The organism is Thermodesulfobacteriota bacterium, assembly GCA_040753795.1.
In the GTDB taxonomy this organism is placed as follows: Bacteria; Desulfobacterota; Desulfobacteria; order Desulfobacterales; family Desulfosudaceae; genus JBFMDX01.
This window is the reverse complement of the sequence record JBFMDX010000001.1, coordinates 73,821-99,420: the sequence shown is the minus strand read 5'-3', so window position 1 is coordinate 99,420 and position 25,600 is coordinate 73,821. Positions and strand designations below refer to the sequence as shown.

Annotated in this window: 20 protein-coding genes, 2 tRNA genes, 3 rRNA genes, 1 other RNA gene and 1 riboswitch; all 26 genes read right to left on the bottom strand. The window is 52.1% G+C overall.

Annotated features, from left to right (window positions below):
• The 26 genes from AB1724_00510 to mreC all read right to left on the bottom strand — a co-directional run bounded on the left by AB1724_00510 (position 1) and on the right by mreC (position 25,500).
• Positions 1 to 1,170: an iron-containing alcohol dehydrogenase gene (locus tag AB1724_00510; protein ID MEW6076270.1), complete on the bottom strand. Its 1,170-nt coding sequence runs from the start codon at positions 1,168 to 1,170 to the stop codon at positions 1 to 3.
• A gap of 216 nt (positions 1,171 to 1,386) precedes the next feature.
• Positions 1,387 to 1,503 (bottom strand): 5S ribosomal RNA (rrf, locus tag AB1724_00505).
• Between the two features lie 70 nt (positions 1,504 to 1,573).
• Positions 1,574 to 4,599 (bottom strand): 23S ribosomal RNA (locus tag AB1724_00500).
• 173 nt (positions 4,600 to 4,772) lie between these two features.
• A tRNA-Ala gene (locus AB1724_00495) sits at positions 4,773 to 4,848 on the bottom strand.
• Positions 4,849 to 4,895: 47 nt separating this feature from the next.
• Positions 4,896 to 4,974, bottom strand: a tRNA-Ile gene (locus AB1724_00490).
• A 129-nt stretch (positions 4,975 to 5,103) separates the two neighbouring features.
• Positions 5,104 to 6,666: ribosomal RNA gene (locus AB1724_00485) — 16S ribosomal RNA — on the bottom strand.
• Together the 16S, 23S and 5S rRNA genes with 2 tRNA genes alongside form the textbook arrangement of a ribosomal RNA operon.
• Before the next feature lie 245 nt (positions 6,667 to 6,911).
• Positions 6,912 to 7,883 carry an alcohol dehydrogenase catalytic domain-containing protein gene (locus AB1724_00480; protein MEW6076269.1) on the bottom strand — a complete coding sequence of 324 codons (972 nt, stop codon included), beginning with the start codon at positions 7,881 to 7,883 and terminating at the stop codon, positions 6,912 to 6,914.
• A complete protein-coding gene (gene trpD, locus AB1724_00475) occupies positions 7,880 to 9,010 on the bottom strand; it encodes an anthranilate phosphoribosyltransferase (GenBank protein ID MEW6076268.1) in 1,131 nt (376 codons plus the stop codon). Before trpD ends, AB1724_00480 begins: the two co-directional genes overlap by 4 nt.
• Positions 9,011 to 9,060: 50 nt before the next feature.
• Positions 9,061 to 9,278: riboswitch (cobalamin riboswitch) on the bottom strand.
• Positions 9,279 to 9,333: 55 nt separating this feature from the next.
• Positions 9,334 to 10,680 (bottom strand): tyrosine--tRNA ligase, encoded by a 1,347-nt coding sequence (tyrS, locus tag AB1724_00470; GenBank protein MEW6076267.1) that lies wholly within the window; start codon positions 10,678 to 10,680, stop codon positions 9,334 to 9,336.
• A 22-nt stretch (positions 10,681 to 10,702) separates the two neighbouring features.
• On the bottom strand, positions 10,703 to 12,271 hold the full coding sequence (gene rny / locus AB1724_00465; GenBank protein ID MEW6076266.1) for a ribonuclease Y: 1,569 nt from the start codon (positions 12,269 to 12,271) through the stop codon (positions 10,703 to 10,705).
• Between the two features lie 290 nt (positions 12,272 to 12,561).
• A non-coding RNA gene (gene ssrS, locus AB1724_00460) (6S RNA) lies at positions 12,562 to 12,743 on the bottom strand.
• Between the two features lie 73 nt (positions 12,744 to 12,816).
• A complete protein-coding gene (locus tag AB1724_00455) occupies positions 12,817 to 13,104 on the bottom strand; it encodes a cell division protein ZapA (GenBank protein ID MEW6076265.1) in 288 nt (95 codons plus the stop codon).
• Positions 13,105 to 13,140: 36 nt separating this feature from the next.
• A complete protein-coding gene (gene zapB / locus AB1724_00450) occupies positions 13,141 to 13,383 on the bottom strand; it encodes a cell division protein ZapB (protein ID MEW6076264.1) in 243 nt (80 codons plus the stop codon).
• Between the two features lie 67 nt (positions 13,384 to 13,450).
• On the bottom strand, positions 13,451 to 14,218 hold the full coding sequence (locus AB1724_00445; GenBank protein ID MEW6076263.1) for an NTP transferase domain-containing protein: 768 nt from the start codon (positions 14,216 to 14,218) through the stop codon (positions 13,451 to 13,453).
• A 102-nt stretch (positions 14,219 to 14,320) separates the two neighbouring features.
• A complete protein-coding gene (locus AB1724_00440) occupies positions 14,321 to 14,728 on the bottom strand; it encodes a F0F1 ATP synthase subunit epsilon (protein ID MEW6076262.1) in 408 nt (135 codons plus the stop codon).
• Between the two features lie 30 nt (positions 14,729 to 14,758).
• Positions 14,759 to 16,177, bottom strand: a complete 1,419-nt coding sequence (gene atpD, locus AB1724_00435) for a F0F1 ATP synthase subunit beta (protein MEW6076261.1) — start codon at positions 16,175 to 16,177, stop codon at positions 14,759 to 14,761.
• Positions 16,178 to 16,221: 44 nt separating this feature from the next.
• Positions 16,222 to 17,118, bottom strand: a complete 897-nt coding sequence (gene atpG / locus AB1724_00430) for an ATP synthase F1 subunit gamma (GenBank protein ID MEW6076260.1) — start codon at positions 17,116 to 17,118, stop codon at positions 16,222 to 16,224.
• 53 nt (positions 17,119 to 17,171) lie between these two features.
• Entirely contained in the window at positions 17,172 to 18,689 is a 1,518-nt protein-coding gene (atpA, locus tag AB1724_00425) for a F0F1 ATP synthase subunit alpha (protein MEW6076259.1), read from the bottom strand.
• Positions 18,689 to 19,240 (bottom strand): ATP synthase F1 subunit delta, encoded by a 552-nt coding sequence (atpH, locus tag AB1724_00420; protein MEW6076258.1) that lies wholly within the window; start codon positions 19,238 to 19,240, stop codon positions 18,689 to 18,691. The genes atpA and atpH overlap by 1 nt, the downstream gene beginning before the upstream one ends.
• Complete coding sequence (locus tag AB1724_00415) at positions 19,240 to 19,851, bottom strand: ATP synthase F0 subunit B (protein ID MEW6076257.1); 612 nt, start codon at positions 19,849 to 19,851, stop codon at positions 19,240 to 19,242. Before AB1724_00415 ends, atpH begins: the two co-directional genes overlap by 1 nt.
• Entirely contained in the window at positions 19,848 to 20,372 is a 525-nt protein-coding gene (locus AB1724_00410; protein MEW6076256.1) for an ATP synthase F0 subunit B, read from the bottom strand. The genes AB1724_00415 and AB1724_00410 overlap by 4 nt, the downstream gene beginning before the upstream one ends.
• 107 nt (positions 20,373 to 20,479) lie before the next feature.
• The gene (locus tag AB1724_00405; GenBank protein ID MEW6076255.1) at positions 20,480 to 20,911 is read right to left on the bottom strand and encodes a polymer-forming cytoskeletal protein; all 432 of its coding nucleotides are present in this window, start codon (positions 20,909 to 20,911) and stop codon (positions 20,480 to 20,482) included.
• Between the two features lie 50 nt (positions 20,912 to 20,961).
• Positions 20,962 to 22,071, bottom strand: coding sequence for a rod shape-determining protein RodA (gene rodA / locus AB1724_00400; protein ID MEW6076254.1), 1,110 nt, complete (start codon positions 22,069 to 22,071; stop codon positions 20,962 to 20,964).
• Positions 22,072 to 22,097: 26 nt separating this feature from the next.
• Positions 22,098 to 23,957, bottom strand: a complete 1,860-nt coding sequence (gene mrdA / locus AB1724_00395; protein ID MEW6076253.1) for a penicillin-binding protein 2 — start codon at positions 23,955 to 23,957, stop codon at positions 22,098 to 22,100.
• 158 nt (positions 23,958 to 24,115) lie between these two features.
• Positions 24,116 to 24,634: a rod shape-determining protein MreD gene (gene mreD / locus AB1724_00390; GenBank protein MEW6076252.1), complete on the bottom strand. Its 519-nt coding sequence runs from the start codon at positions 24,632 to 24,634 to the stop codon at positions 24,116 to 24,118.
• Between the two features lie 26 nt (positions 24,635 to 24,660).
• Positions 24,661 to 25,500 (bottom strand): rod shape-determining protein MreC, encoded by an 840-nt coding sequence (mreC, locus tag AB1724_00385; GenBank protein MEW6076251.1) that lies wholly within the window; start codon positions 25,498 to 25,500, stop codon positions 24,661 to 24,663.
• Positions 25,501 to 25,600 lie beyond the last annotated feature (100 nt).

The following is a 25,600-nucleotide window of genomic DNA, read 5'->3' as shown; positions in this document are numbered from 1 at the left end:
TTACGCTTTAAGCCGCCGGATAACGGCCATGCAGTCTTCCTGGTTCATAATTTTAGGAACCGGATAGGTCGGGTTGCACTCCATCAGGGCGCGTTCGGCGATGATGGGGATGTCTTCGTCCCGGATGCAGTCAAATTTGTCGGGAATGTTCATCCGCCGGTTCAAGTCCTTGATGGCCTGAATAAAAGCCCCTGCTTTTTCTGAACGGCTCATGCCGGGTTTGGCAACGCCGGCCACGTCGGCCAGCTCGGCCAGTGATTTATGAACTACCTCTCCATACCATTCCAGGACATAGGGCATGATGACCGGCATGGCCAGGCCATGGGGTACGCCGTACAGGCCTCCCAGATTATGACCAATACAGTGGATGTTGCCCACGCCGCCGCGCGTGAAGGTATATCCGCCGTAATACGCGGCCCACAGCATCTGGCCGCGGGCTTCCAGGTCCTGGCCGTTCTGGTAGGCCTTTTCGATATTCCGGAAAATGATTTCAACCGCCAGAAGGGCTTTTTGGCGAGTGTCTCTGCTGTTATAAAACTTGCCGATGTACGACTCGACGGCGTGGGTCATGGCGTCCATGCCGGTGGTGGCGGTGATGTGCGGCGGCAGGCCCACCGTCAGCATCGGGTCCAGCACCGCGTATTTGGGCCGGAGCACGAGATCGGTCAGGGGATATTTTTCATGAGTGGTGGGGTCGGACACCACCGCCGCGATGGTGGTCTCGGACCCGGTGCCCGCCGTGGTGGGAACCGCGAACAGCGCCGGTGGCAGGATCGAGCCCATTTTCAGGGCCGGCAGACTGACCTTGAACAGGCCTCTCATTTTGGCTACCGGACGATTGGGCCGGGCGACTCGTGCGCCCGTCGCCTTGGCGCAATCCATGGGCGAGCCGCCGCCAAAGGCGATGATAGCCTGACAATTGTTCGTCTTGTAAACTTTGAGGGCCGCTTCGATATTCTCGATGGTCGGATTTGGCTGAACCTGATCATAGAGAAAGTACTGGATACCGGCATCCTTTAATGCATCAAAAAGAGAATCAGGCAGGTGAAGGCCCATAAGGACAGGGTCGGTGACCACCAGGACCCGGGCAAAACCTTTTTCTTTGATAACGGCGGGCAGTTTTTTAAGGCTGCCCGCGCCTTCGATGATTTCCGGCTCAAACCAAGGCATGAGTTTCATGCCCATCCCCATGCCGAATTGAAAAGTCCGGTAATACGCCTTTTTTAATTGCCACATCATGTCATGCTCCCAAAATTGTCGTTTATTCCGGAATATTCCGGTTTGCAAAATGGCCCTTTCCAAATATAAATATTTTTCATTTCCGGGCATAAAAAAACCCGGAATCGAAATGATCAGATCATCCGGTTCCGGGTTTTTTGAAAATTTTTTCGGCAGCGTCCTACTCTCCCGTGCAGTCTCCCGCACAGTACCATCGGCGCTAAAGAGCTTAACTTCCGTGTTCGGGATGGGAACGGGTGTTTCCTCTTTGCCATGGCCACCGAAAAAAGCGATGTCACATATAAATAGAATGTAAACACAATTAAACGTTCATGGGTTCCTCTGGAAAAAATTTGTGGCTAAGCCGCACGACCAATTAGTACCGGTAAGCTGAATACATTACTGTACTTACACCTCCGGCCTATCAACCTTGTAATCTTCAAGGGGTCTTTAGTTCCTTTGTTTCCATTGGAAGGGATATCTTATCTTGAGGCTGGCTTCCCGCTTAGATGCTTTCAGCGGTTATCCATTCCAAACTTAGCTACCCAGCAATGCCGCTGGCGCGACAACTGGATCACCATTGGTTTGTCCATCCCGGTCCTCTCGTACTAGGGACAGCTCCTCTCAAATATCCTGCGCCCGCGAAAGATAGGGACCAAACTGTCTCACGACGTTTTAAACCCAGCTCGCGTACCACTTTAATCGGCGAACAGCCGAACCCTTGGGACCTGCTTCAGCCCCAGGATGTGATGAGCCGACATCGAGGTGCCAAACCGCCTCGTCGATGTGAACTCTTGGAGGCGATAAGCCTGTTATCCCCGGCGTACCTTTTGTCCGATGAGCGACGGCCCTTCCATGCAGAACCGCCGGATCACTAAGACCTACTTTCGTACCTGCTCGAAATGTCTCTCTCGCAGTCAAGCTCCCTTATGCCTTTACACTCTACGGCTGGTTTCCAATCAGCCTGAGGGAACCTTTGCGCGCCTCCGTTACTCTTTAGGAGGCAACCGCCCCAGTCAAACTACCCACCAGACACTGTCTTTCGCCCGGATTACGGGACGAAATTAGAATCACAAAATGGCAAGGGTGGTATTTCAAGGTTGGCTCCATCACACCTGGCGGTGTGATTTCACAGCCTCCCACCTATCCTGCACATGCCATTTCAAGATCCAATGTCAAGCTATAGTAAAGGTGCCGGGGTCTTTCCGTCTTTTCGCGGGTAGACGGCATCTTCACCGCCAATACAATTTCGCTGAGTCTCTGGTTGAGACAGTGCGGGAATCGTTACGCCATTCGTGCAGGTCGGAACTTACCCGACAAGGAATTTCGCTACCTTAGGACCGTTATAGTTACGGCCGCCGTTTACTGGGGCTTCGGTTCACAGCTTCTCCGCTGAAAGCGGATGACCACTCCCCTTAACCTTCCAGCACCGGGCAGGCGTCAGACCCTATACATCGTCTTACGACTTAGCAGAGTCCTGTGTTTTTAGTAAACAGTCGCTCCCGCCGTTTCTCTGCGACCCTTCTCTGCTCCATCCGCGGGGACTTCACATAACAAGGGCACACCTTCTTCCGAAGTTACGGTGTCATTTTGCCGAGTTCCTTAACCAGAGTTCTCTCAAGCGCCTCGGGATACTCTCCCTGTCTACCTGTGTCGGTTTGCGGTACGATCACCCGTTATCTCGCTTAGAGGCTTTTCTTGGCAGCATGGGCTCAATCAGTTTATGAGGCTTACGCCTCTCCTCGTCACCTCTCGGCGTTAACAAGGGAGTGGATTTCCCTGCTCCCTCCGCCTACCGGCTTGAACCGCCTATTCCAACAGACGGCTGATCTACCCTCCTGCGTCCCCCCATCGCTCAAACAATAACTAGGTGGTACAGGAATATTAACCTGTTTTCCATCGCCTACGCCTTTCGGCCTCGACTTAGGATTTCGACTAACCCTGAGAAGATTAGCTTTACTCAGGAACCCTTAGACTTCCGGCGATACTGTTTTTCACAGTATTTATCGCTACTCATGTCAGCATGATCTCTTCTATTCAGTCCAGCCGTTCTTACGATCGACCTTCAGCCCGAATAGAATGCTCCCCTACCAACCCCGCCTTGCGGCAGAATTTCGCAGCTTCGGTAGTAAGCTTAGCCCCGTTACATTTTCGGCACAGACCTACTCGACCAGTGAGCTATTACGCTTTCTTTAAAGGATGGCTGCTTCTAAGCCAACCTCCTGGCTGTCTATGCATTTCCACATCCTTTCCCACTGAGCTTACATTTAGGGACCTTAGCTGGCGATCTGGGCTGTTTCCCTTTTGACCACGAAACTTAGCTCCCGTAGTCTGACTCCTGTAATGAAATTAACGGTATTCGGAGTTTGGTTAGGTTTGGTAATCTGGTAGGACCCCTAGCCCATCCAGTGCTCTACCCCCGTTAACAATCTTACAAGGCTATACCTAAATATATTTCGGGGAGAACCAGCTATCTCCAGGTTTGTTTGGCCTTTCACCCCTATCCACAGATCATCCGAGCAGTTTTCAACCTACACCGGTTCGGGCCTCCACGTGATTTTACTCACGCTTCACCCTGCCCATGGATAGCTCACCTGGTTTCGGGTCTACTTCGTGCAACTAATACGCCCTGTTCAGACTCGCTTTCGCTACGGCTACACCTGACGGCTTAACCTCGCTACACAAAGTAACTCGCTGACTCATTATGCAAAAGGCATGCGGTCAGACTGAAATGCGCACAAGGCGCATATCATAGTCCTCCCACTGCTTGTAGGCAAACGGTTTCAGGTACTATTTCACTCTCCTCACTGGAGTACTTTTCACCTTTCCCTCACGGTACTAGTTCGCTATCGGTTGCCAAGGATTATTTAGCCTTATGAGATGGTCCTCATAAATTCCCGCAGGGTTTCTCGTGTCCCGCGGTACTTGGGTGTCCGACCCAGAAAGACAGTATATTTTCGCTTACAGGACTTTCACCTTCTATGGTCAGTCGTTCCAGACTGTTCAACTAATAGACTGTTTTGTAACTTTCCGACGGCTCCGAAACGCCATCCGGTCGGATCCCGCGACCCCGAGTATACAACGCTTTCGGGCTTACATATACTCGGTTTGGGCTGCTCCCCGTTCGCTCGCCGCTACTTAGGGAATCACTGTTGTTTTCTTTTCCTGGGATTACTGAGATGTTTCAGTTCATCCCGTTCGCTTCTGCAATCTATGTATTCAATTGCAGATGTTCCGACACTACCCGGAACAGGTTTTCCCATTCAGAAATCTCCGGATCAAAGCTTGTTTAGCAGCTCCCCGAAGCTTATCGCAGCTTACCACGTCTTTCATCGCATCTTGGCACCAAGGCATCCACCATTTGCCCTTAGTAGCTTAGCCACAAAATTGTATTGCCAGAAAACACCATGAACGCTTAAAATGCGTCTACATTCTATTTGTCAAAGAACAGTGCATCTCTGTAATGTGAATTACAGATCAGAGACGACGAATCATGTTTTATATATTCGTAATCCCTGGTCAACCATTCACAAGATAACGTATTGAATACACTTTGGTGGAGGTGAACGGGTTCGAACCGATGGCCTCCTGCGTGCAAGGCAGGCGCTCTCCCAGCTGAGCTACACCCCCAATTCAAATTGCTAAAATCAGGGTCAATGGAACTCACGGTAACAATATGGTGGGCCTGGATGGAATTGAACCATCGACCTCACGCTTATCAGGCGTGCGCTCTAACCGAAACTGAGCTACAGGCCCAAATGGTGCCTTCATCAGCTCGGAATCAGCCCCATTTCACTTTCCATAAGACAAAGAACAAAAATAAAACTTGATCCCTCAAAACTAAATAGTAACAGTGTCGAATTTTTTTAAATTTTCTTTCCTTAGAAAGGAGGTGATCCAGCCGCAGGTTCCCCTACGGCTACCTTGTTACGACTTCACCCCAATCATCAGCCATACCTTAGGTACCTGCCTCCCGAATGGGTTGGCCCAGCAACTTCGGGTACAACCAACTCTCATGGTGTGACGGGCGGTGTGTACAAGGCCCGGGAACGTATTCACCGTGGCGTGCTGATCCACGATTACTAGCGATTCCAGCTTCATGGAGTCGAGTTGCAGACTCCAATCCGAACTGAGAACTGCTTTTTGGGATTGGCTTACCCTCGCGGGTTCGCAACCCTTTGTACAGCCCATTGTAGCACGTGTGTAGCCCTGGACATGAGGGCCATGAGGACTTGACGTCATCCCCACCTTCCTCCCCGTTAACCGGGGCAGTCTCTTTAGAGTTCCCAACTTAATGATGGCAAATAAAGAAAAGGGTTGCGCTCGTTGCGGGACTTAACCCAACATCTCACGACACGAGCTGACGACAGCCATGCAGCACCTGTCACCGGGTTCCCCGAAGGGCACATCCTTCTTTCAAAGGACTTCCCGGGATGTCAAATCCAGGTAAGGTTCTTCGCGTTGCGTCGAATTAAACCACATGCTCCACCGCTTGTGCGGGCCCCCGTCAATTCCTTTGAGTTTTAACCTTGCGATCGTACTCCCCAGGCGGATCACTTAATGCGTTAGCTTCGGCACAGCGGGGGTAAAAACCCGCTACACCTAGTGATCAACGTTTACTGTGTGGACTACCAGGGTATCTAATCCTGTTTGCTCCCCACACCTTCGCGCCTCAACGTCAGTATTGGTCCAGGAAGTCGCCTTCGCCACCGGTGTTCCTCCTGATATCTACGCATTTCACCGCTACACCAGGAATTCCACTTCCCTCTCCCATACTCAAGCTCCACAGTTTCAAATGTACTTCCGAGGTTGAGCCCCGGGCTTTCACATCTGACTTATGAAGCCGCCTACGCGCGCTTTACGCCCAATAAATCCGATTAACGCTAGCACCCCCCGTATTACCGCGGCTGCTGGCACGGAGTTAGCCGGTGCTTCCTTTAGCGGTACCGTCAATGCTTATTACCATTCGTAATAAACATTTTCTTTCCACTTGACAGAGCTTTACGACCCAAGGGCCTTCTTCACTCACGCGGCGTTGCTGCGTCAGGGTTTCCCCCATTGCGCAAAATTCCTCACTGCTGCCTCCCGTAGGAGTCTGGACCGTGTCTCAGTTCCAGTGTGGCTGGCCATCCTCTCAGACCAGCTAACCATCGTCGCCTTGGTGAGCCGTTACCTCACCAACAAGCTAATGGTACGCGGGCTTTTCTTCAGACAGAGGCTTACGTGTAGAGGCCCCCTTTGATCCGCAAAGCCGGAGCTTCACTGATATTATCCGGTATTAGCACCGCTTTCGCAGTGTTGTCCCGAATCCGAAGGTAAATTACCCACGTGTTACTCACCCGTGCGCCACTTTACTAGCTCTAGCAAGCTAAAGCGTTCTCGTACGACTTGCATGTGTTAAGCACGCCGCCAGCGTTCAATCTGAGCCAGGATCAAACTCTCCAATTAAAATTAAAAAATCGCTACCAGTTGGTACCGGAAGCGACATGGAATTAATTGGGTCAAATCCGAGCATGCTGTTACTATTTAGTTTTCAAAGATCAAGTTTAACGGACGTAATATAACGGCCGTTATTGATACTGTCAAGACTTTTTTTTCAAAGTTTCATCTTTTTTCGGTGTTCATTTTCTTCGGAACACCGTCAAAGTTTCACCCTTTTACGCTCTCGCTCCCGGCATGTCAAGAGCTTTTTTTCACAAATCGCAAAAATTCAGAATATATTTAAATCCGCCGCCCGCCAACACCCGCGGCATCAGGCCAGGCGCTTCTTCCGGTCCGGCAATAGCCTGTATCAAAGCGCCAGCGACCGGTTGCCGGTCCTTCAGAAAGGCAATGGCACGGCGCATATCCGAACGCGTCAGCCCGTAACTTCCGATAACGGTAATTTCACGGTAGTGAATATGATTGATCAGATCTGCCGGGAAAGCATTGTCCGCATTGAGTCCGCTGAAAAAGCAGAAACACCCGCCACAGCAAAGCCGCGTCAATCCCCGGGCAAACGCCGCCGCGTCCGGGCAGGCGTTGATCACCGCATCGACTTCCGTCTCTTCTGTTTCCGCCAGACACATCGCCGCGCTCTCGTCCAGCAGTATTTGTGCCGCCCGCCGTTTGGCCGCGTTCGGTTCAATCACAATCGGCACGGCGCCGCAGGCTGCCGCTGCCAGCGCGCTCAAAAGCCCCATGGTACCACCGCCATAAATCAGAACGCGGGCACCGGCGCCAAGCCGGCATTTGTCCAGCGCGTGCAGCACGCACCCGGCCGGTTCAGCCAGGCAGGCGACAAGCGGATCCAGTGTTTCCGGGAATGGAATCAGAGCGGCTTCGGGAACGTTTATCCGGTCCGCAAATCCTCCGTCCCGATGAAACCCGATTATCTTCAACCGACGGCAAAGGTTTTCACGATCGCCCCGGCAGAAATCGCATTCGCCGCAACTGTCTCCGGGCCAGACCACGTAACGCCGTCCTCGGCCATCAATCGCAACGATTTCATGCCCGGGAACCCGGGGCAGAACCAGATCCCGGTGCCCCTGGGCCCACATTTTAGCGTCCGTCCTGCAAACGCCGCAATACAGCACCTTCAACGGAATTTCACCAACCCCTGAAGACGGATGGTTATCGTCACGCATTACTTCCATCTGCCCGGAGCCGGTCAGCATCAGTCTCATGACCTCTCCTTTCTTAAGCAGCCCGGATCGGCCAGTCGTTCCAGTGTTCGCAACCCTTTCTCCGGCTCCCGGTTTTGCGCGGCAACCCAGGCCGTCAGCGTCGCAAACGCTTGACCGTTTTCCAGCAGCCGGGTCGCTTTCTGCAGCCCGCCATCAATACCGGATACGGTTCCGGCAGCATAAAAAACAAGGGCGGCATTCAGCAACACCGCATCTTTCCGGATGCCGTTTTCCCGGTTTTGCAGCAACGAAACAAAACGACGGGCTTCGGCGGCAAGGCCGCCCGACGGCGCCAGGTCTTGGGGATTCGTTGCCCGCAAGCCGTAATCTTCAGGATAGAGCGTAAACGCTCTTATGTCTCCTGATTCGCGCAATTCGGCGCAATGAGTGGGCCCGCAGACAGAGGCTTCGTCCATTCCCCCATCAAGGCCGGTAATCGTGCCGTAAAGACCAATCGCTTTCTTATAGCCGATGGATTTCATCAGCCGGACTACCGGCAATATCATTGCTTCGGAATAAACGCCTCTCACCCCGATTACGGGCATGGCCGGATTGGCCAGGGATGCCGCGATGTTCAGGATGGACCCGAAATGAATCTGAGAAAGGATTCTAGCCAGCGATCCGGGATGAATGGTCGGACTCATGCCGTTAAACAACCCGATTCCGGCCCGGGCAATGCTTTCCGCCACCATCTCAACAGGGCACTCCACATCCACGCCCACCGCCTCGGCCATATCCACCGTCCCGCAGGCTGAAGTAATGGCGCGGGCGCCGTGGCGCGCCATGGAAAGGCCGCCGGCGGCAGCGATAACCGCGGCCGCGGTGCTGATATTAAACGTTTTGAAGGCATCCATTCCTGTACCGCTGTTCTCCACCAGCGGCCGGGGTGGCAACAAATTTATTTTGACCGTATCCAGATTGAAGATGGCTTCCCAGGCGCCGGCCATTTCCTCTCCGGTTTCGCCCTTGGTGGCCAGGGCGGCCAGAAAGGCGCCCTGCTGCATGGAAGTGGTAGCGTCATTTAAAACAGCGGAAAACGCCTGACTGCTTTCCTCACGGGTAAGATCCTGATGGCGGGCCAGGCGGGAGATGAGGGCCCCGAAATTGCGGTCGATTTCTGCCGGCATAAAACACCTCCTGATAAAAAATACCTCAGAAGAATTTTATCCAGCAAAAATTCGATTAAACACAACCAGGCAGGCTTTCCGGCTTACGGATCATTCTTAAACCGCGCCTTCCCCCCGGCGAATTCTCACCAGAAGTGGCATCAGGCGGTTTTTGTCCCCGCTTACGGCAACGGCTGGGATGCGATGGACTTGCACCATCTTTCCTTTTACCCGTTATCGACCGGCCCTTCCGGGCAACGGTCACGGCACCTTGGTGTAACTATTTTTCGCTTACGCAAAATCTCAACGGTTGTCAAGATCAATCCTGGTGCAATGCCGGTCTATCAAGCCTTGAGGTCGTCCTGGATTCTAATCGTGTGGTATTTCTTTTTACCGGCTCTGAGTACGATTTCCCCGTCCCTGATATCGTCGGCCGTCACGCAATAATCCACCGATTCCAGACGCTGACCATTGATATAAACACCGCCCTGCTGAATCAACCGCCGGGCGGCTCCTTTGGATTGGGCCAGACCGGTGGTGTTAAAAAGATCCACGGCTGAAATGCCGGCTTTAATGGTCGATAAAGGCAATTTGGTTTGCGGCTCGCCGGCCATGGCAACAGAAATATCCGAAGAACCTGAAAAGGCCAAATCAGCCGGAGACGCAATAATAACGGTGTCCCTCGGTACGGCACTGGATGGCAATAGATCTTCGGGAATATTCCGGACGCCAAATTTTTTAATCGTATCCTGATGCGCCTTAATCGCCTTGTCCATACCATGCGCGATGGTGGTCGCCTCAAAAGCTAAAATGGTCTTGGCCGCGTTCAAATCGGCCCCTGCAAGCGACTTTACCCGATTGATCTCCTCCATGGGTAGAAAGGTAAACAGAGCCAGAAACCGGGCGACGTCATCGTCATGGGTATTAATCCAGTACTGGTAATATTCATAAGGCGAGGTCCGGTCGGAATCAAGCCAGACCGCGCCGGCCGCAGTCTTTCCCATTTTGGCGCCGCTGCTGGTCGTTATCAGCGGGAAAGTCAGCCCGTACACCTGCGCGTTGCGCACTCGCCGGACCAGATCAATGCCGGCCACGATGTTGCCCCACTGGTCGCTGCCGCCCATCTGCAGAACGCATTGGTGTTTGTCAAAAAGCTGCAAAAAATCATAGGCCTGCAGCAACATGTAGTTGAACTCAATAAAGCTCAACCCGTCTTCGGAATCAAGACGCATCTTATAGCTTTCGGCTTTAATCATGCGGTTAACGCTGAAATACCGGCCGATATCTCTTAAAAATTCGATGTAATTAATCGGCAACAGCCATTCGGCGTTATTCTCCAGCTTCGCCCGCCCTTCCGCAAAATCGATAAACCGCTCCAGCTGGCCTCGAATCCCCTTGACGTTTTCATTGACATCTTCAACCGTGATCAGCTTGCGCATTTCCGTCTTGCCGCTGGGGTCACCGACCAGACCGGTCCCCCCGCCCATCAGCGCGATGGGCAGATGTCCGTTTCGCTGCATATGCGCCAGTGCCATGATCGGCACCAGGCTGCCCACATGAAGGCTTGAGGCCGTGGGATCAAAACCGATATAGCAGACGAGGCGCCGGCTTCCCAGGGCGTCCCGCAACTCCTCGGGATGCGTCATTTCCGCCACGAATCCCCGCTCCTGCAATACATCAAGGACATTCATTATCAAAAACCCCTTAACCGGCTCACTTGTTGGCATATTCAACGGCTCTGGTTTCCCTGATCACCGTCACCTTGATCTGGCCCGGGAAAGTGAGTTTGGCTTCTATTTCACGGGCGATATCCCGGCTCAGCAATACCGCCTTTTCATCGGAAATATTGTCTCCCTCAACCATTACCCTCAACTCCCGGCCGGCCTGAATGGCAAAGGCGTTGGCCACGCCCTTATATCCGGCAGCGATTTTCTCAAGGTCCTCCAGCCGCTTGATATAGTTTTCCAAGAGCTCTTTTCTCGCCCCCGGCCGGGCTCCGGACAGAGCGTCCGCGGCCTGGACGAGAAGGTCATAAACAGTTTCCGGCGCCACGTCTTCATGATGGGCCGAAATGGCGTGGGTGACCTCCGCCGATTCACCGTACTTTTGAGCCACATTGGCGCCGATAAGGGCATGGGGGCCCTCCACCTCATGGTCAATGGCCTTGCCGATGTCATGAAGCAGGCCCATACGCTTGGCAAGCTTGGCATCCAGGCCGAGCTCCGTCGCCATGATACCGCACAGGAAGCTCACTTCCACGGAATGCTGCAGCACATTCTGGACGAAACTGGTTCTGAACTTCAGGCTGCCCAGAATTTTTATCAGTTCGGGGTTGATGCCGTGCACGCCGGTATCAAAAGCAGCCTGCTCACCGGCTTCCTTGATGGTGACATCCACCTCGGCTTTTACTTTCTTAACCACATCCTCGATACGGGCGGGATGAATGCGGCCGTCGGCTATCAACCGCTGAATGGAAATCCGCGCCACCTCTCGCCGGACCGGATTAAACCCGGACAGGATTACCGCTTCCGGAGTGTCATCAATAATCAAATCAATACCGGTAGCGGCTTCCAGCGCCCGGATGTTTCTACCCTCCCGACCGATAATCCGGCCCTTCATTTCATCTCCGGGTAACTCAACCACGGAGACAGTCCGTTCTGCGACAAAATCGCCGGCATAACGTTGAATCGCGGTGGCAATGATCTTTTTCGCCTTCTTGTCGGCTTCCTCTTCGGCGTCGGTGGTGATCCGTTTAATCAGTTTGGCGGCTTCATGCCGGGCATCTTCTTCCATGGATTGCACCAGGATGTCTTTGGCCTGATCGGAAGTCAGACCGGAAATGGCCTCCAGCTGCCTTTTCTGCTCATCAAACATCCGATTGCATTCCGTCTCTTTCTTTTCCAGATTTTCTTCCCGCTTCTGGAGAGATTTTTCTTTTTTATAAACCTCCTGCTCTCTGTGCTCGATCTGATCATATTTCCGATCCAGATTTTCCTCTTTAGAGATCAGGCGCTGTTCCTGTTTTTTCAGTTCTCCTTTGGTTTCTATGGTTTCAGCGTCAAAATCGCTTTTCATCTTCAGAAGCCTGTCTTTAGCCTCCAGTTTGGCTTCTTTGATGAGATTTTCAGCCCGCAACCGGGCGTCTTCTAAAATGCGACCGGACTCGGCCCTGGCGTCATCCATCTGCTTTATATAATTTTTCTTACGGACCCATATCGCCAAGACAAGCCCGACCGCCAGCCCCAATATCGCAAATATTATTTCCATTGTTGATCCCCTCAACCAAGTATTATTATTTTGCAGCGGCGTATGTCACAAAACGTCCCTGCCATGTCAAGCCCATCTTATGCGGCATATGCCACGTAAAGACCAAATAGATTTACCGACCCCACGAAAAACTCAATTCTGTCTTTCTACTGTCCTGAAGTCTTGTCAACCCGAAAGTCCGCGACCGTTTTCAGGGCTGCCTTAACGCACAACACCCGGAAAGCGGGAAAATGGGGTCTCTTTTGTAACCTGAAATTACTGCGAGGAAGAAGGATGTCTACTGGTCGGAAACGCGGCACAAAAAAAAGCCCCCTGCCATTGTGCCGTGTTGTTAGGTCTTTGACCTGGTTTTAACAACGTGGGCGCCATTTGATTTTTTTAGGCTTTTCTGCTTCAGCAGAACATGCACACCAAAATCAGTGACGGCTCCCTTCTTGTTGTATTTGGGACAAAGAGCATCTGTCAATCACTTGCACGGCAGGGGGCAAACATGAGGCTCTGATTATGTTACATCACCTTACAGGTGAAACAGGCTATACGGATAACAGCAGCAGCTTTATTTACAAACGGGCGTTTATTGATTTGAGCAAAGCATTTGATCTGTCTGTAAATTTTTTTTCCAGTTCCGTATATCGTCGCTGCAGTTCGACAAAATCATTTGCTATATTCAGGGCGGCTTGAGTCAGCTTGGCGAAATTATCCATGCTGGACGGTTGTTTTTCTCTGGCTGTTACTTTATGCACTTCCTGCGTCAGTAATTCCGCAACCCGCCTGGCATCGGCGACACCCTCGTCCGCCGTGAACCTTAACCTTTTTCCCAACAGCGTTATCGTTATATCTTCAGTCAATAATCAGCCCTGTTGTACTGCTGAAAAATATCTTTGTTACACCTGTGATACAAACGCATTTATTTTCTGAATTAACCCATCAACCTTGGACCTAATCAAAGCCTTTTCCTCACTGTACTTTTCTTCTTCCTCTGCTTTTTTCCTGGCTCCCTTCTCAAGATCCGAAATCGTTTCTTTCAGTTGTGCATTAATTGATTCAAGCGATTGAATTTTATCAAACAATTTTTCTACTTTTTTCTCGATCTCTTCAAATTGTGAAAAAAGCTGCTCATTTCCCATGGTTCCCAAAACACCTCTCTAGATTATGTATTATTTATATTGCCAATGACATGTAATGTCAAGAAAATTAGCGCATTTTTTGGCATAATGAGCTTGTAGCCCTGCCAAGATCGTCCAGACTGTTTACTCCGATAACTTCATGCTGATCCTGCACAACCACCGCCCCGGCCGGTCTGTTGGCACTGCGGGCAATGCCGACGATATCCGTTAAATACAGTTCTTTTTGTTTATTGTCAGATCCGATCTGCGCTAGCGACCACTCCAGAAACACTTTGTCGACGCAATAAGTTCCTGCGTTTATTATATTTATCAATTTCTCTGGTTCACTGGCGTCACTTTCTTCCACTATCTTCAGGACCCTGTCCTGACCATCAAAAAGAAGTCTGCCATACCCCTTCGGGCAATCCACTCTAGCAGCAAGAAGGGTCATATCCAACTCATCGCTCCTCTTTTTATCAATCAAGGCATTAACCGTTTTCTGACTGATAAAAGGCATATCCCCTGACAGGATAACAACATCCCGGACATTTTCCGCGAGGCTGTCCATAGCGCACAAGACCGCATGTCCGGTGCCAAGCTGCTGTCTTTGGTAGGCAAATTTTACAGCTGCCCTTTTCAGCGCCTCCCTGCGAACCGCATCTGCCTGACAACCGACAACCACCACGATATGGTCGCAGGAGGTAACGCCCAGAGCGGTTTCCAAGACATAACTGATCATGCTCTTTCCGGCGATTTCATGAAGCACCTTGGCTTTTTCGGACTTCATCCGGGTGCCCATACCCGCAGCCAGAATCACGACCGCGATGCCCTCTCCCCCGTTCATTGCCATATTCATATAATCCCGCCCCCATCATCTCCCCAGAAAAAAGGGGCATCCCTTGCTAAAGGCATGCCCCTGATTTTAAAACACAAGCCGGCAACCGGCGAAAAAACCGGCCTATAAGGATGACACAATTTTAAGACGCTGTATCGCCCTTGCCAACGCCGCTTGCGCCCGGATCATATCCAAATCCTTACCCGCCTCGGCAATTCGTTTTTCGGCTCTGTCCCTGGCTGCTTCCGCACGATTGGCATCGATAGCTTCCTTGCTTTCAGCCGATTCGGCCAGAATGGTCACTTTATCCGGCAACACTTCAGCAAAGCCTCCGCTGACAAACACCATGTGCTCTTTACCACTACCATCCGTATAACGAATCGCGCCGATTTTCAGGGAAGTCAAAAAGGGCGTATGTCCAGAAAGCACGCCGAATTCACCAACAGATCCAGGAGCCATGACGATCTGACAATCATCGCTGACCACCTCTTTTTCAGGTGTCACAATCGACAACTTAATATTCTGTGCCATTTACAAATCAACTCCCCGGGCTAAAAAAAATTAGGCTTCCTGTTTCATCTTTTCCGCTTTTTGAACGGCTTCTTCGATAGACCCAACCATATAGAAGGCCCGTTCAGGGAGGTCATCATACTTGCCTTCACAGATCTCCTTGAATCCCCTGACGGTATCTTCCACTTTCACGTACTTGCCGGCCATGCCGGTAAAAGTTTCGGCCACGTGGAACGGCTGAGACAGGAACCGCTGCAACTTCCGGGCGCGCTCAACTGTGAGCTTGTCCTCATCAGAGAGCTCTTCCATACCGAGAATAGCGATAATATCCTGAAGTTCTTTATATTTTTGAAGAATCTGCTGAACCTGACGAGCCGTGCGGTAATGCTCTTCCCCGATATAGTTGGCGTCCAGAATACGGGAGGTGGAATCCAGCGGATCCACTGCGGGATAAATCCCCAGTTCAGCGATCTGACGGGACAGAACCACGGTACCGTCCAGATGGGCAAACGTTGTTGCCGGAGCCGGGTCGGTCAGGTCATCGGCGGGAACGTACACACATTGTACCGCTGTAATGGAGCCTTTATCGGTAGAGGTGATGCGTTCCTGAAGTTCGCCCAGGTCAACCGCCAGCGTCGGCTGGTAACCGACCGCGGAAGGAATACGACCCAGCAGAGAAGAAACCTCCTGACCGGCCTGGGTAAACCGGAAGATGTTGTCAATGAAGATCAGCACGTCCTGACCTTCCACATCACGGAAGTATTCAGCCGCCGTCAGGGCGGACAGGGCAACGCGTGCTCTCGCTCCGGGAGGTTCGGTCATCTGTCCGTAAATCAGGGCGGCCTTGGGCAGAACGCCGGAATCTTTCATTTCATGATAGAGGTCGTTGCCTTCGCGGGTTCTCTCGCCGACGCCCGCGAAAACGGAAATACCGCCATGCTGCATGGCGATATTATGAACCATTTCCATCATGATAACGGTTTTACCGACGCCGGCCCCGCCGAACATGCCCATCTTACCGCCGCGGGGAAAGGGAACCAGCAGGTCGATAACCTTGACACCGGTCTCCAGAACATGCACTTCCGTGTCCTGTTCGGTGAATTTCGGCGCCGGCCGATGAATCGGCAGCATTTTTTCCTGGCTGATGGGACCGAGGCCATCCACCGGCCTGCCCACAACATTGAGAACCCGCCCCAGTCCGGCCGCGCCGACCGGCATCATGATCGGTTTCCCGGTGTGCGTGACAGCAGCCCCGCGAACCAGTCCGTCGGTAATGTCCATGGCGATCGTCCGCACCACATTGTCGCCCAGATGCTGCGCCACCTCCACCACCAAGTTTCCCGGTTCATCGTTGATGGCGGGGTTGGTGATCAATAAAGCGTCTTTGATGGGCGGCAGATTACCTGGCGCGAATTCCACATCGACGACCGGTCCCATGACCTGCGTGATCTTCCCTATATTCTCTCCCATTTATAACCTCCCAAACACTATTATGAAAAAATCCGATTCAAAAATTATCCTCTAAGCGCCTCGGCGCCGCCGACAATATCCATCAATTCCGCTGTAATCGCTGCCTGCCTCGCCTTGTTATAAGTCAACGTCAGCGCGTCGATCATATCGTTACAGGCCTTGGTGGCATTATCCATGGCCGCCATGCGGGCGGCATGTTCACTGGTGGATGTTTCCAGCAGGGCTCTGTAGAGCTGAATATAAATATTACGCGGAAGCATCTCCGCCATCAATTCACGGGCTGAAGGCTCACAGATGTGCTCGGCCTGAAAAGCGGCATCACCTCCGGAGTCGCCCCCTGTTTTCCCGGTTTCCAGCGGTGGGATCGGCAACAGCTTCTGCAACGTCGGAACCTGCCGGGACATACCTTGAAATTCAGAATAGATCACATAGATCTCGTCACATTCACCGTTCAGAAAACTGTCAATCAGCTTTCGGCCGGCCTTCATGGCAACGTCAAAAGGAATTTTTGTGCCCACCACATCAAGGTAGCTTGACCAGATGGTCAGTTTATTCTTCTGCGCCCACTTGAATCCTTTTTTTCCGAAATGGGTAAGGGAAACCTCGATGTTCTGACCGGATTTTTCCTTCAGAAACGAGTTGGCCTGTTCCGTCAGCTTGTTGTTAAACCCCCCGCACAGACCACGGTCGGAGGTGCAGAGGACCACATGAATTTTTTTTACCTCGTCGCGGGGAACCAGAAGGGGACTGGCCTCATCTCCGGCTTTTTCCGCCAGGCTGCCCAGGACTTCAGAAAACTTCTCCGCATAGGGGCGAAAAGCTTCCATGGCCATCTGGGAGCCCCGCATCTTGGAGCTGGCCACCATGTTCATTGCCCGGGTGATCTTTTTGGTTTTCTGAACCCCGGATATTTTCGACTTGACCTCTTTTAAACTCGCCATGCTTTATTACCCTTATTAATAACCGGTCTGCATTATCCGCTCAAACCCGGTCGCTATTTAACCGTGTCCTTAAACTCCTCGTCAAAGGCGGTGAGCGCCTGCTTCAACAGCGCATCGATATCATCGGTGATCTGCTTCTTTTCGGCAATTCCCTTGAACAGCTGCGGGTATTTGTTCTCAATAAAGGCATACAGGCTCTCTTCATATTTGGCGAGAACGCCGGTGTCGTACTTGTCGAGATATCCCTTGGTACCAGCATAAATAATCGATACCTGCTTCTCCAGAGGCAGCGGCTTGTACTGCGGCTGTTTTAAGATTTCCACCAACCTGGCGCCACGAGTCAGCTGTTTGCGTGTAGCCTCGTCAACATCACTGCCGAAAGCGGCAAACGATTCCAGTTCCCGGTACTGGGCCAGATCCAGCCGTAAGTTTCCGGCGACCTGTTTCATGGCCTTGGCTTGGGCGGCACCGCCGACGCGGGAGACGGACAGGCCGACGTTAATGGCCGGACGAACGCCAGCGAAGAAAAGGCTGGGCTCAAGGTAGATCTGGCCATCCGTAATGGAAATAACGTTCGTCGGGATATAGGCGGAAACGTCGCCGGCCTGGGTTTCAATAATCGGCAGGGCCGTCAGGGAACCGGCGCCGAGTTCGTCATTCAGCTTGGCGGCGCGCTCCAGCAGACGGGAGTGGTTATAAAAAATATCGCCGGGGTAAGCTTCACGGCCGGGAGGCCGTCTCATGAGCAGGGAAACCTGACGATAAGCCGCCGCCTGTTTGGAAAGGTCATCGTAGATAATCAGGGCGTGCTGACCTTTATCCCTGAAATATTCGCCGATGGCGCACCCGGCATAAGGCGCCAGAAACTGCAGAGAGGCCGGATCGCTGGCGTTGGCCGCGACGATGGTGGTGTATTCCATGGCGCCGTGTTTTTCCAGGATAGCCGCGACCTGGGCAACTGTCGATTTTTTCTGACCGCAGGCGACATAGATACAATAAACATCGGTATTTTTCTGGCTGATGATGGAGTCAACGGCTACTGCCGTTTTACCGATCTGACGGTCACCGATGATGAGTTCCCGCTGCCCCCGCCCGACCGGGGTCATGGAGTCAATCGCTTTCAAACCGGTCATCATCGGCTCATGAACGCTCTTTCTGGCAATAACGCCCGGCGCGACCATTTCAATACGGCGGCTTTCAGTCGAGGCAATCGGTCCTTTGCCATCCAGCGGTGCGCCGGTGGTGTCGATAACACGGCCCAGAACACCTTCACCGACGGGGATCTCCGCGATACGCTTGGTCCGCTTGACAATATCGCCTTCCTTGATATGCCTGTCGTCACCCATAACGGCGATACCGACGCTGTCCTGCTCCAGGTTCATCGCCAGACCGAGGATGCCTCCTGGAAATTCGACCAGTTCCAGAACCATCACATTTGTCAAGCCGTAGACTCTGGCGATACCATCGCCGACGGACAGCACCACGCCCGTCTCGCTCAATTCGACCTTTTTGTCGAACCCCTTAATCTGCTCCTTGATAACCTGACTGATCTCTTCTGCTCTTATTTCCATTAGACTCTCTCACCTTTTCTTAAAGATTCTTTCATATTTGCTAATTGGGTTTTTATGCTTCCATCCAATACGATATCGCCAACTTTGGTCACCACGCCGCCGATAAGAGCCTCATCCTGTTTGATATCAAGGATAATCTTCTTCCCGGTCATCCTGGAAAGGGAGACGCGGATTTTTTCAACCGCGTCGTCGGAAAGCAGGGTGGCCGACACCACATCCGCGCGAACGATTCCCTTAAACTCGTCGACAAGCTTCTTGTAATAATCGGTTATTCCGCGGATATGATCAATGCGACGTTTTTCAAACAGCAGAACAAGGAACGATCTGACAATCTGCGACAGCCCCATCTTGTCCATGACCGCCACCAAAACCCGTTTGCGGTCCTCGGCCGCGAACAAAGGATTGACCATCAAATCCTCAAAGGTCTTCTCGCCGTCCAGCACACCGACAAAGCCCTCCAGTTCTTCCTGGTAACGCTCGGCCTGATTGTCCTCGGTGCCGATAAGCATTAGCGCTTTAGCATAACGCCTTGAAATAGCATAGTTCTTCACTATAGCACCACCTTCTCTAAATATTCCTCAACCAACCGGTCCTGATCCGCCGATGTTATCTTTCCCTTTACCAGCACCTCCGCCCGGACAACCGCCTGATCAAAAATGTCCTCCCGCAGTTTTTTTCTGGCCACTTCGAATTCATTTTCGATATTTCTTTTGACCTGTTCGGTAATTTTATCGGCGGACTCCCTGGCGCTGGCCAGAATCCTTTCCTTTGCCGCCTCTCCCTGCTGACGATAATCCTTCAGAATGGCCTCCACCTCCTGATCCAGTGAAGCAATCCGTCTGGTATATTCATTCAACTGTTTTTCCGCCGCTTCTTTTTCCGCTTCCAGAACTTTCAGGTCTTCTTTGATCTTTTCAATCCGTCCATTCAAGGCGTTGGATACCGGCTTGCGGACCGCTACAATCAGGGCAATCGCCAGAACGGCGAAATTCAACACTTTATACCAATCTGTTTTTTTCCATATGACTTCAGCATTCCCCTCACTGGCGGCACAAAGGCCTGCCGCCGTCAGCAACAGGCAGACCGTAACCGCCATCAAAACCGTTTTCTTCGCCGATTTGGACAGGTTAAACAATGAGTTATATGTTCCCGTTGTCCTCATGAAAGCTCCCTCCCCAAGATTTTCCGGCCGATATCTGCTGCAAAAGCTTCCACTTCCTTCTGCAAATCCGCGGCTGCTTTTTTCACATCCTGGGCAATTCTGGCTTTGTTATCAGCCAGCGCCTGCTGGGCCTTCTGATTAATTTCTTCGATTATTTTATTTTCCTCCGCGGTCCCCTCCTCGAGAAGAGCGTTTTTTGCTTTCATGCCGTCAGTCTTGGCCTCTTTGATGGCACCCGCGTAAGCATTTTCCTTTTCGCTTAACTCTTTTTTAGCCTGCTCAATATCTTTGTCCAGACCGGACATGTGCTCCTGACGCTTGGCCACTATGCTCCGCATCGGCCGATACAAAATAATATTAAGCGCCCAGATCAAAACCAGAAAATTAATGATCTGCAGAATACACGACTGGTCCGGGAAAACACTGATACCGCCACCTGAAGCCTGGGCGGCTCCCGTTAAAAGGAATACCCCGGATCCTACGGTTATTCCTGCCGACACCCATTTTCGATCACATCCCATAAAAACGCCTCCGGCAATCAAAACCACTGTCGCTATTACAAAAATTCTTAATTAAACACATATAAAATGCAAAACAAACTGCTCTTATACCATAGCGTTAATTAATGTCAAAGGTTTTTTGGAAAATTTTTAACTTTTCCTCCCGCTTCCGCCTCCCGGGAACCGAAAGGAGGAAGATTCTTCTCCAACGTTGTTCCGCGGGGTTTCATGGTGCATTTGCCGTTAAACTGGACCCCGGCATCAATGGAAATGACCGGCGACTGGATATCTCCATCCACCTGCGCCGGAGGATAAATCTCGATCCGGTTGGCGGCATCGATGACCCCTTTGACCCGTCCCATGATAATAGCCACGCCCACGGAAATATCCGCTTCAATCACGGCTTTTTCTCCGATAATAACCGTTCCCGTCTGACTTTCGATTTTTCCGGAAACCCTGCCGTCCAGCCGAACCGTACCGGTAAAGGCTATGGAGCCTTCAACGGCGGTTTCCACTCCCAGAATGGTCGTTATCGGAGCCGTCTCCTTTGTCTTGCGCATTATGCCTCCCCTCTCTGATGTGGTTTCAGATCTTACCCGACGAGGTATCACTATTCAATCCAGGTTCTCTTCATGCTGATATTCATCAGCACCCCTATGGCCATCATAAACGTCAGCACCGACGAACCGCCGTAGCTGATCAGCGGAAGGGGGACGCCGACCACCGGCATCAACCCCATTACCATACCGACATTGATGACAACCTGCCAGAAAATTACTCCGATGGCGCCCACGGACAAAATAATACCGAACGGATCCTTACACTTATACGCAATACCGATTCCCCAGACAATTACAAAAAGATAAAGCAGAAGCACTGCGCCGGCACCGACCAACCCCCATTCTTCCGCCAGCACCGAAAAAATGAAATCCGTATGCTGCTCCGGAAGGAAAGCCAGCGCGTTCTGGGTCCCTTTCATGTATCCCTTGCCGAACAGCATGCCGGAACCGATAGCGATCTTTGACTGAATAATATGGTATCCGGCGCCCAGGGGATCACGATCAGGGTTCAGGAAGGTCAGCACCCGGAGTTTCTGATACGATTTTAACAGAAACATCCAGATCAGGGGAGCTGCGGCTATCAGCGCTCCCCCGAATACCAGAACCGTCCGCCGTCTCACCTTGACAAAACCGGTCATGAATGCGGTAATCAACACCAGCAGCATGGCGGTCCCGAGATCCGGCTGGACCAGAATCAGGCCGAACGGAACGGCTGTCAGCACCATGGGAACGATCAGATGCCTTAACGTCAGGCCCCCCGTAATCGATTTCTGGGAATAGTACTTGGCAATGATGATGACCAGCGCCATCTTCATCATCTCCGAAGGCTGGACGGAAATTGGGCCCAGGGGCAGCCAGCGCCGGGCCCCACCGGCCTCACGTCCGAGCAAAAGCACGGCGATCAACAGAACAATGCTGACGATATAAATACCCTCCGCCCAGGAAAAAAGTCGCTTATAATTAAAAAAAAGAAAAAAAAGAATCATCATCATGCTGCCGGCAAACCACATCGCCTGCTTGAGGCAAAGCCTTTTCTGCAGGTCAGGGGTTTCCGACGCGGCTGCACTGAAAATCGTCATGATCCCGATAATGCCCAGCAGGAAAACAGGCACCAGGATCCCCCAGTCCACCTGTTTTTTCCCCTCTTCTCCTTCGGCCATGATCTCCTTCCTTTCCGGCGTGTCCCCTATTCTGACGCCAACGGTTGAGGGCAGTGTTCCGGATCCGGACTTCCATTCAGGTACATACTGATCATTTCTCTGGCAATCGGCGCCGCCACGCTGGATCCGTGACCTCCCCGTTCCACCACGACCGCCATGGCGATCTTCGGATTTACAGAGGGGGCGTAGGCGATGAACCAGGCATGTGGTTTAATGGCGTCAACCAGACCCGACAAACGACCATCTTTTTCCTTGGGGCTGGCTACGACTTGTGCCGTCCCGGTTTTCCCGCTGATATCCAGTGCTTCATCGTGAACACGATAATAGGCCGTTCCGCCCGGTTCATTGACCACTTTCCAAAGGCCCTCCCGGACAACCGCCAGCGCAGCCGGGTCAACCGGAAGTCTTCCCTCATCCGTTGTCCGTCCGTTCTCGACAACGATACCATCCATGGTTTCAATCTTTTTCATGATCAGGGGTTTTTTTATCATTCCCCCGTTGGCAACGGCCGCCGCCAGCACCGCCATCTGAATCGGCGTTACCAGATTGTAGCCCTGACCGATAGCAACAGAAAGAGTTTCACCGCTGTACCAAGGCTGTTTCAAACGGCTCCTTTTCCATTTCTCCGACGGTATCAGACCGGCTTTTTCCCCGAACAGATCGATGCCGGTCGGACGGCCCAGGCCGCACCCCTTGGCATACCAAGCCAGCCGTTCCACTCCGGCTCTCTGGCCCAGCTGGTAAAAATAGACGTCACAGGATTGCGCCAGGGCGTTTACCATACCGACCTGGCCGTGCCCATGCTCTTTCCAGCAACGGAAAAGACGGTCTCCATACTGATAGTATCCGGGGCAGAAAAAGGTTTCCGCCGGCGATATCAACCGTTCCTGCAAACCGGCCAACGCCGTTACAATTTTGTATGTCGATCCCGGCGGGTATTCCGCCTGAATCGCCTTGTTGCTTAATGGCTTCCGGGGATCCGATACCAGCTCCCGCCACGCTTTTCCAGACAGACCGCTGATAAAGCTGTTCTGATCAAAGGCAGGGCTGCTGCATAGCGCCAGGACTTCCCCGGTAAGCGGATCCAGGGCCACGACCGCTCCGCACAATCCTTCCAGCAGGGCCTCGGCCTTCTTCTGTAATTCAAAATCAATCGTCAGATAAATGCTGTTTCCGGCTTCGGCGGGAACCGTTTTTAAAATCCGTTTGACCTGCCCGTTGGCGTTAACCTCCACTTGGGAACCGCCTTTTCGTCCTCGCAGATGGCGGTCAAAGGCCCTCTCCACACCGCATTTTCCCACGAAACAACCGGCCTCGTAACCGGTGAACTCCCTCTCTTCCAGTTCTTTTTTGCTGATTTCACCCAGATATCCGATCAGGTGAGCGGCAAATCGGTCATAAAGATAATGCCGCAAGGGTTTGAGATGAATGATCACTCCCGGCATATCAAATTTATTGGCCATCACCGCCGCCAGGACGTCCCGACTGACGTCAGCGGACAACAGAATCGGTTGATATCCCCCTTTTTTGTTTTTCGAATAACTGCTCTTCAGATCCTGAAAGGTAAAACCGGTAATCTCCGCCAGCGTCGCCAAGGTGTCGTCGATTTTACCGGCGTCCCGGGGAATAATGGTCAAATCAAAGGAGGGCCGATTGTCCACCATGCATTTCCCGTTCCGGTCAAAAATCAGTCCCCGCAGGGGGTCGATATCCTGAAGGCGGATACAATTATTGGCCGACAGCCGCAGATAGTCGCTTCCTTCAATAATTTGCAAAAAAAACAGTCGGGAGAAAAGGACGGCAAAGGCAGCCGTTATCATCAGCAGGAGAAGGATGAGGCGTTTTCTATAGACATCAAGGTCCACTGTCCGGAAAAAATTTTTCACGTCGCCACATCCCGCCTGCCGCTTAACCGGCCGTCGTTTGCAATTTCATGACGATGAAAAATGCGCAAAACCAGTCCCAACAAGAAAAAGGGCGTCTCAATACTTGAATGATCCGCCCCGGCTCCATCCATGACGCTCAGGGGAACAGCATCACCGGATCAGTTGCTGCCCTGCGGCTTGCGTTCCGGCGTGCCGGACAAATCAACTTCTGCTATATCCGGAATGGTCTTCTTGCCGCCATATAACCATTTGAAGGCGCACACCATAACTGGTCCCGTTGTGCCCGCCACAATCATTCGGCCAATGAGAATACCGGCCAGGTGCTTCTCCACCGGCAACGCGTTTCCGGACAAACCCGCAACGGTCAGTAAAAAAGCATATTCCAGAAGAATCCCCGCGAGAATTACGCTGGCCATCAAGGCCAGATTGTCTTTCTGCAAATAATGGACCACCAGTTGCGCGCCCGCAAAAATCCAAAAATAGGTCAGCGCATAAACGCCCATCGCCCCGCCGGTTAATCCGTCCACGATCAATCCCAGGAACAGAATCAATAAAATCGTCCTGCCGTTGGGATGAAAAAACGACAGATAAACCACCAGAGGGATCAATAAGTCATAGGTCAAACCGGACGGCAGATAAACCGCCAGCACCAGTGTTTCCAGAAGGATCAGCGCCAAAGCGGTGAAAACATAAAAGAGATAAATCATTGGATATCCGTGAAGTCAAGCTGCGGCTGATTCAACACTACCAGAACCTCCTCCAGACGATCAAAATCGACAAATGGCTCAATCTCAACGTTCTGGAACATACCGCACTTTTTTTTCATTACACCCGAAACCCGTCCCAGGGGCAAGCCTTTGGGATAGATCCCGTCCAGCCCGGAAGATATCACCATGTCTCCGGCGATGACATCGCTGGTTCTTAACACGTAAATAAAATCGCACTGATTGTCCACATCAGAGCCCTTGACAATCCCCCGGGCCCTTGACCGCTGGCATAAACCGTCCACCGCGCTGTTCCTGTCGATCACCAGCAGAACCTTGGAGTAATAACGGGACACATCAACGATCTGACCGACGATACCGGCCGCGACTACCACCGGCATCCGTTTTCTCACCCCGTCCGCGGATCCTTTATCGACAATAACCGTCTTAAACCATCCGGAGGGGTCCCGGCCCACGACTTCGGCGGCCGTCACCTGGATATCGAACTCCTTGTGAAAATCCAACAGAGCGCGAAGCCGCTCGTTGGAGAGCTCAATTTCCCTGCAGCGGTTGTTTTCAGCAACCAACCGTTGCACCTCCACTTTTAATTTTTGGCTGGTTTCCGCGGTCGAAACCAAATCAAAATAGTTGTGCCAGGTCTGTCTTATAAAACGGGCCGAACTGGTCAAGATATCCTGAATCGGGGCTACGATAAAAATGCCGAGAGTTCCGCCGCCGATAGGATAAGTGCTGCGCCGGCTGGTAAAGAAGAGAAACACCACATGGGCGAGCAAGATAAGAATAACGGCGGCTACAATCAAAAATTTTCGTGAAAACATATTGTATGATGGTAAACCACAATGACATGCCGGCTGAACGCCGCCGGAAAAACGCTAAAACACGCCGGTTTCGCCCCTGAATAATTCGGAAGATTTTCCG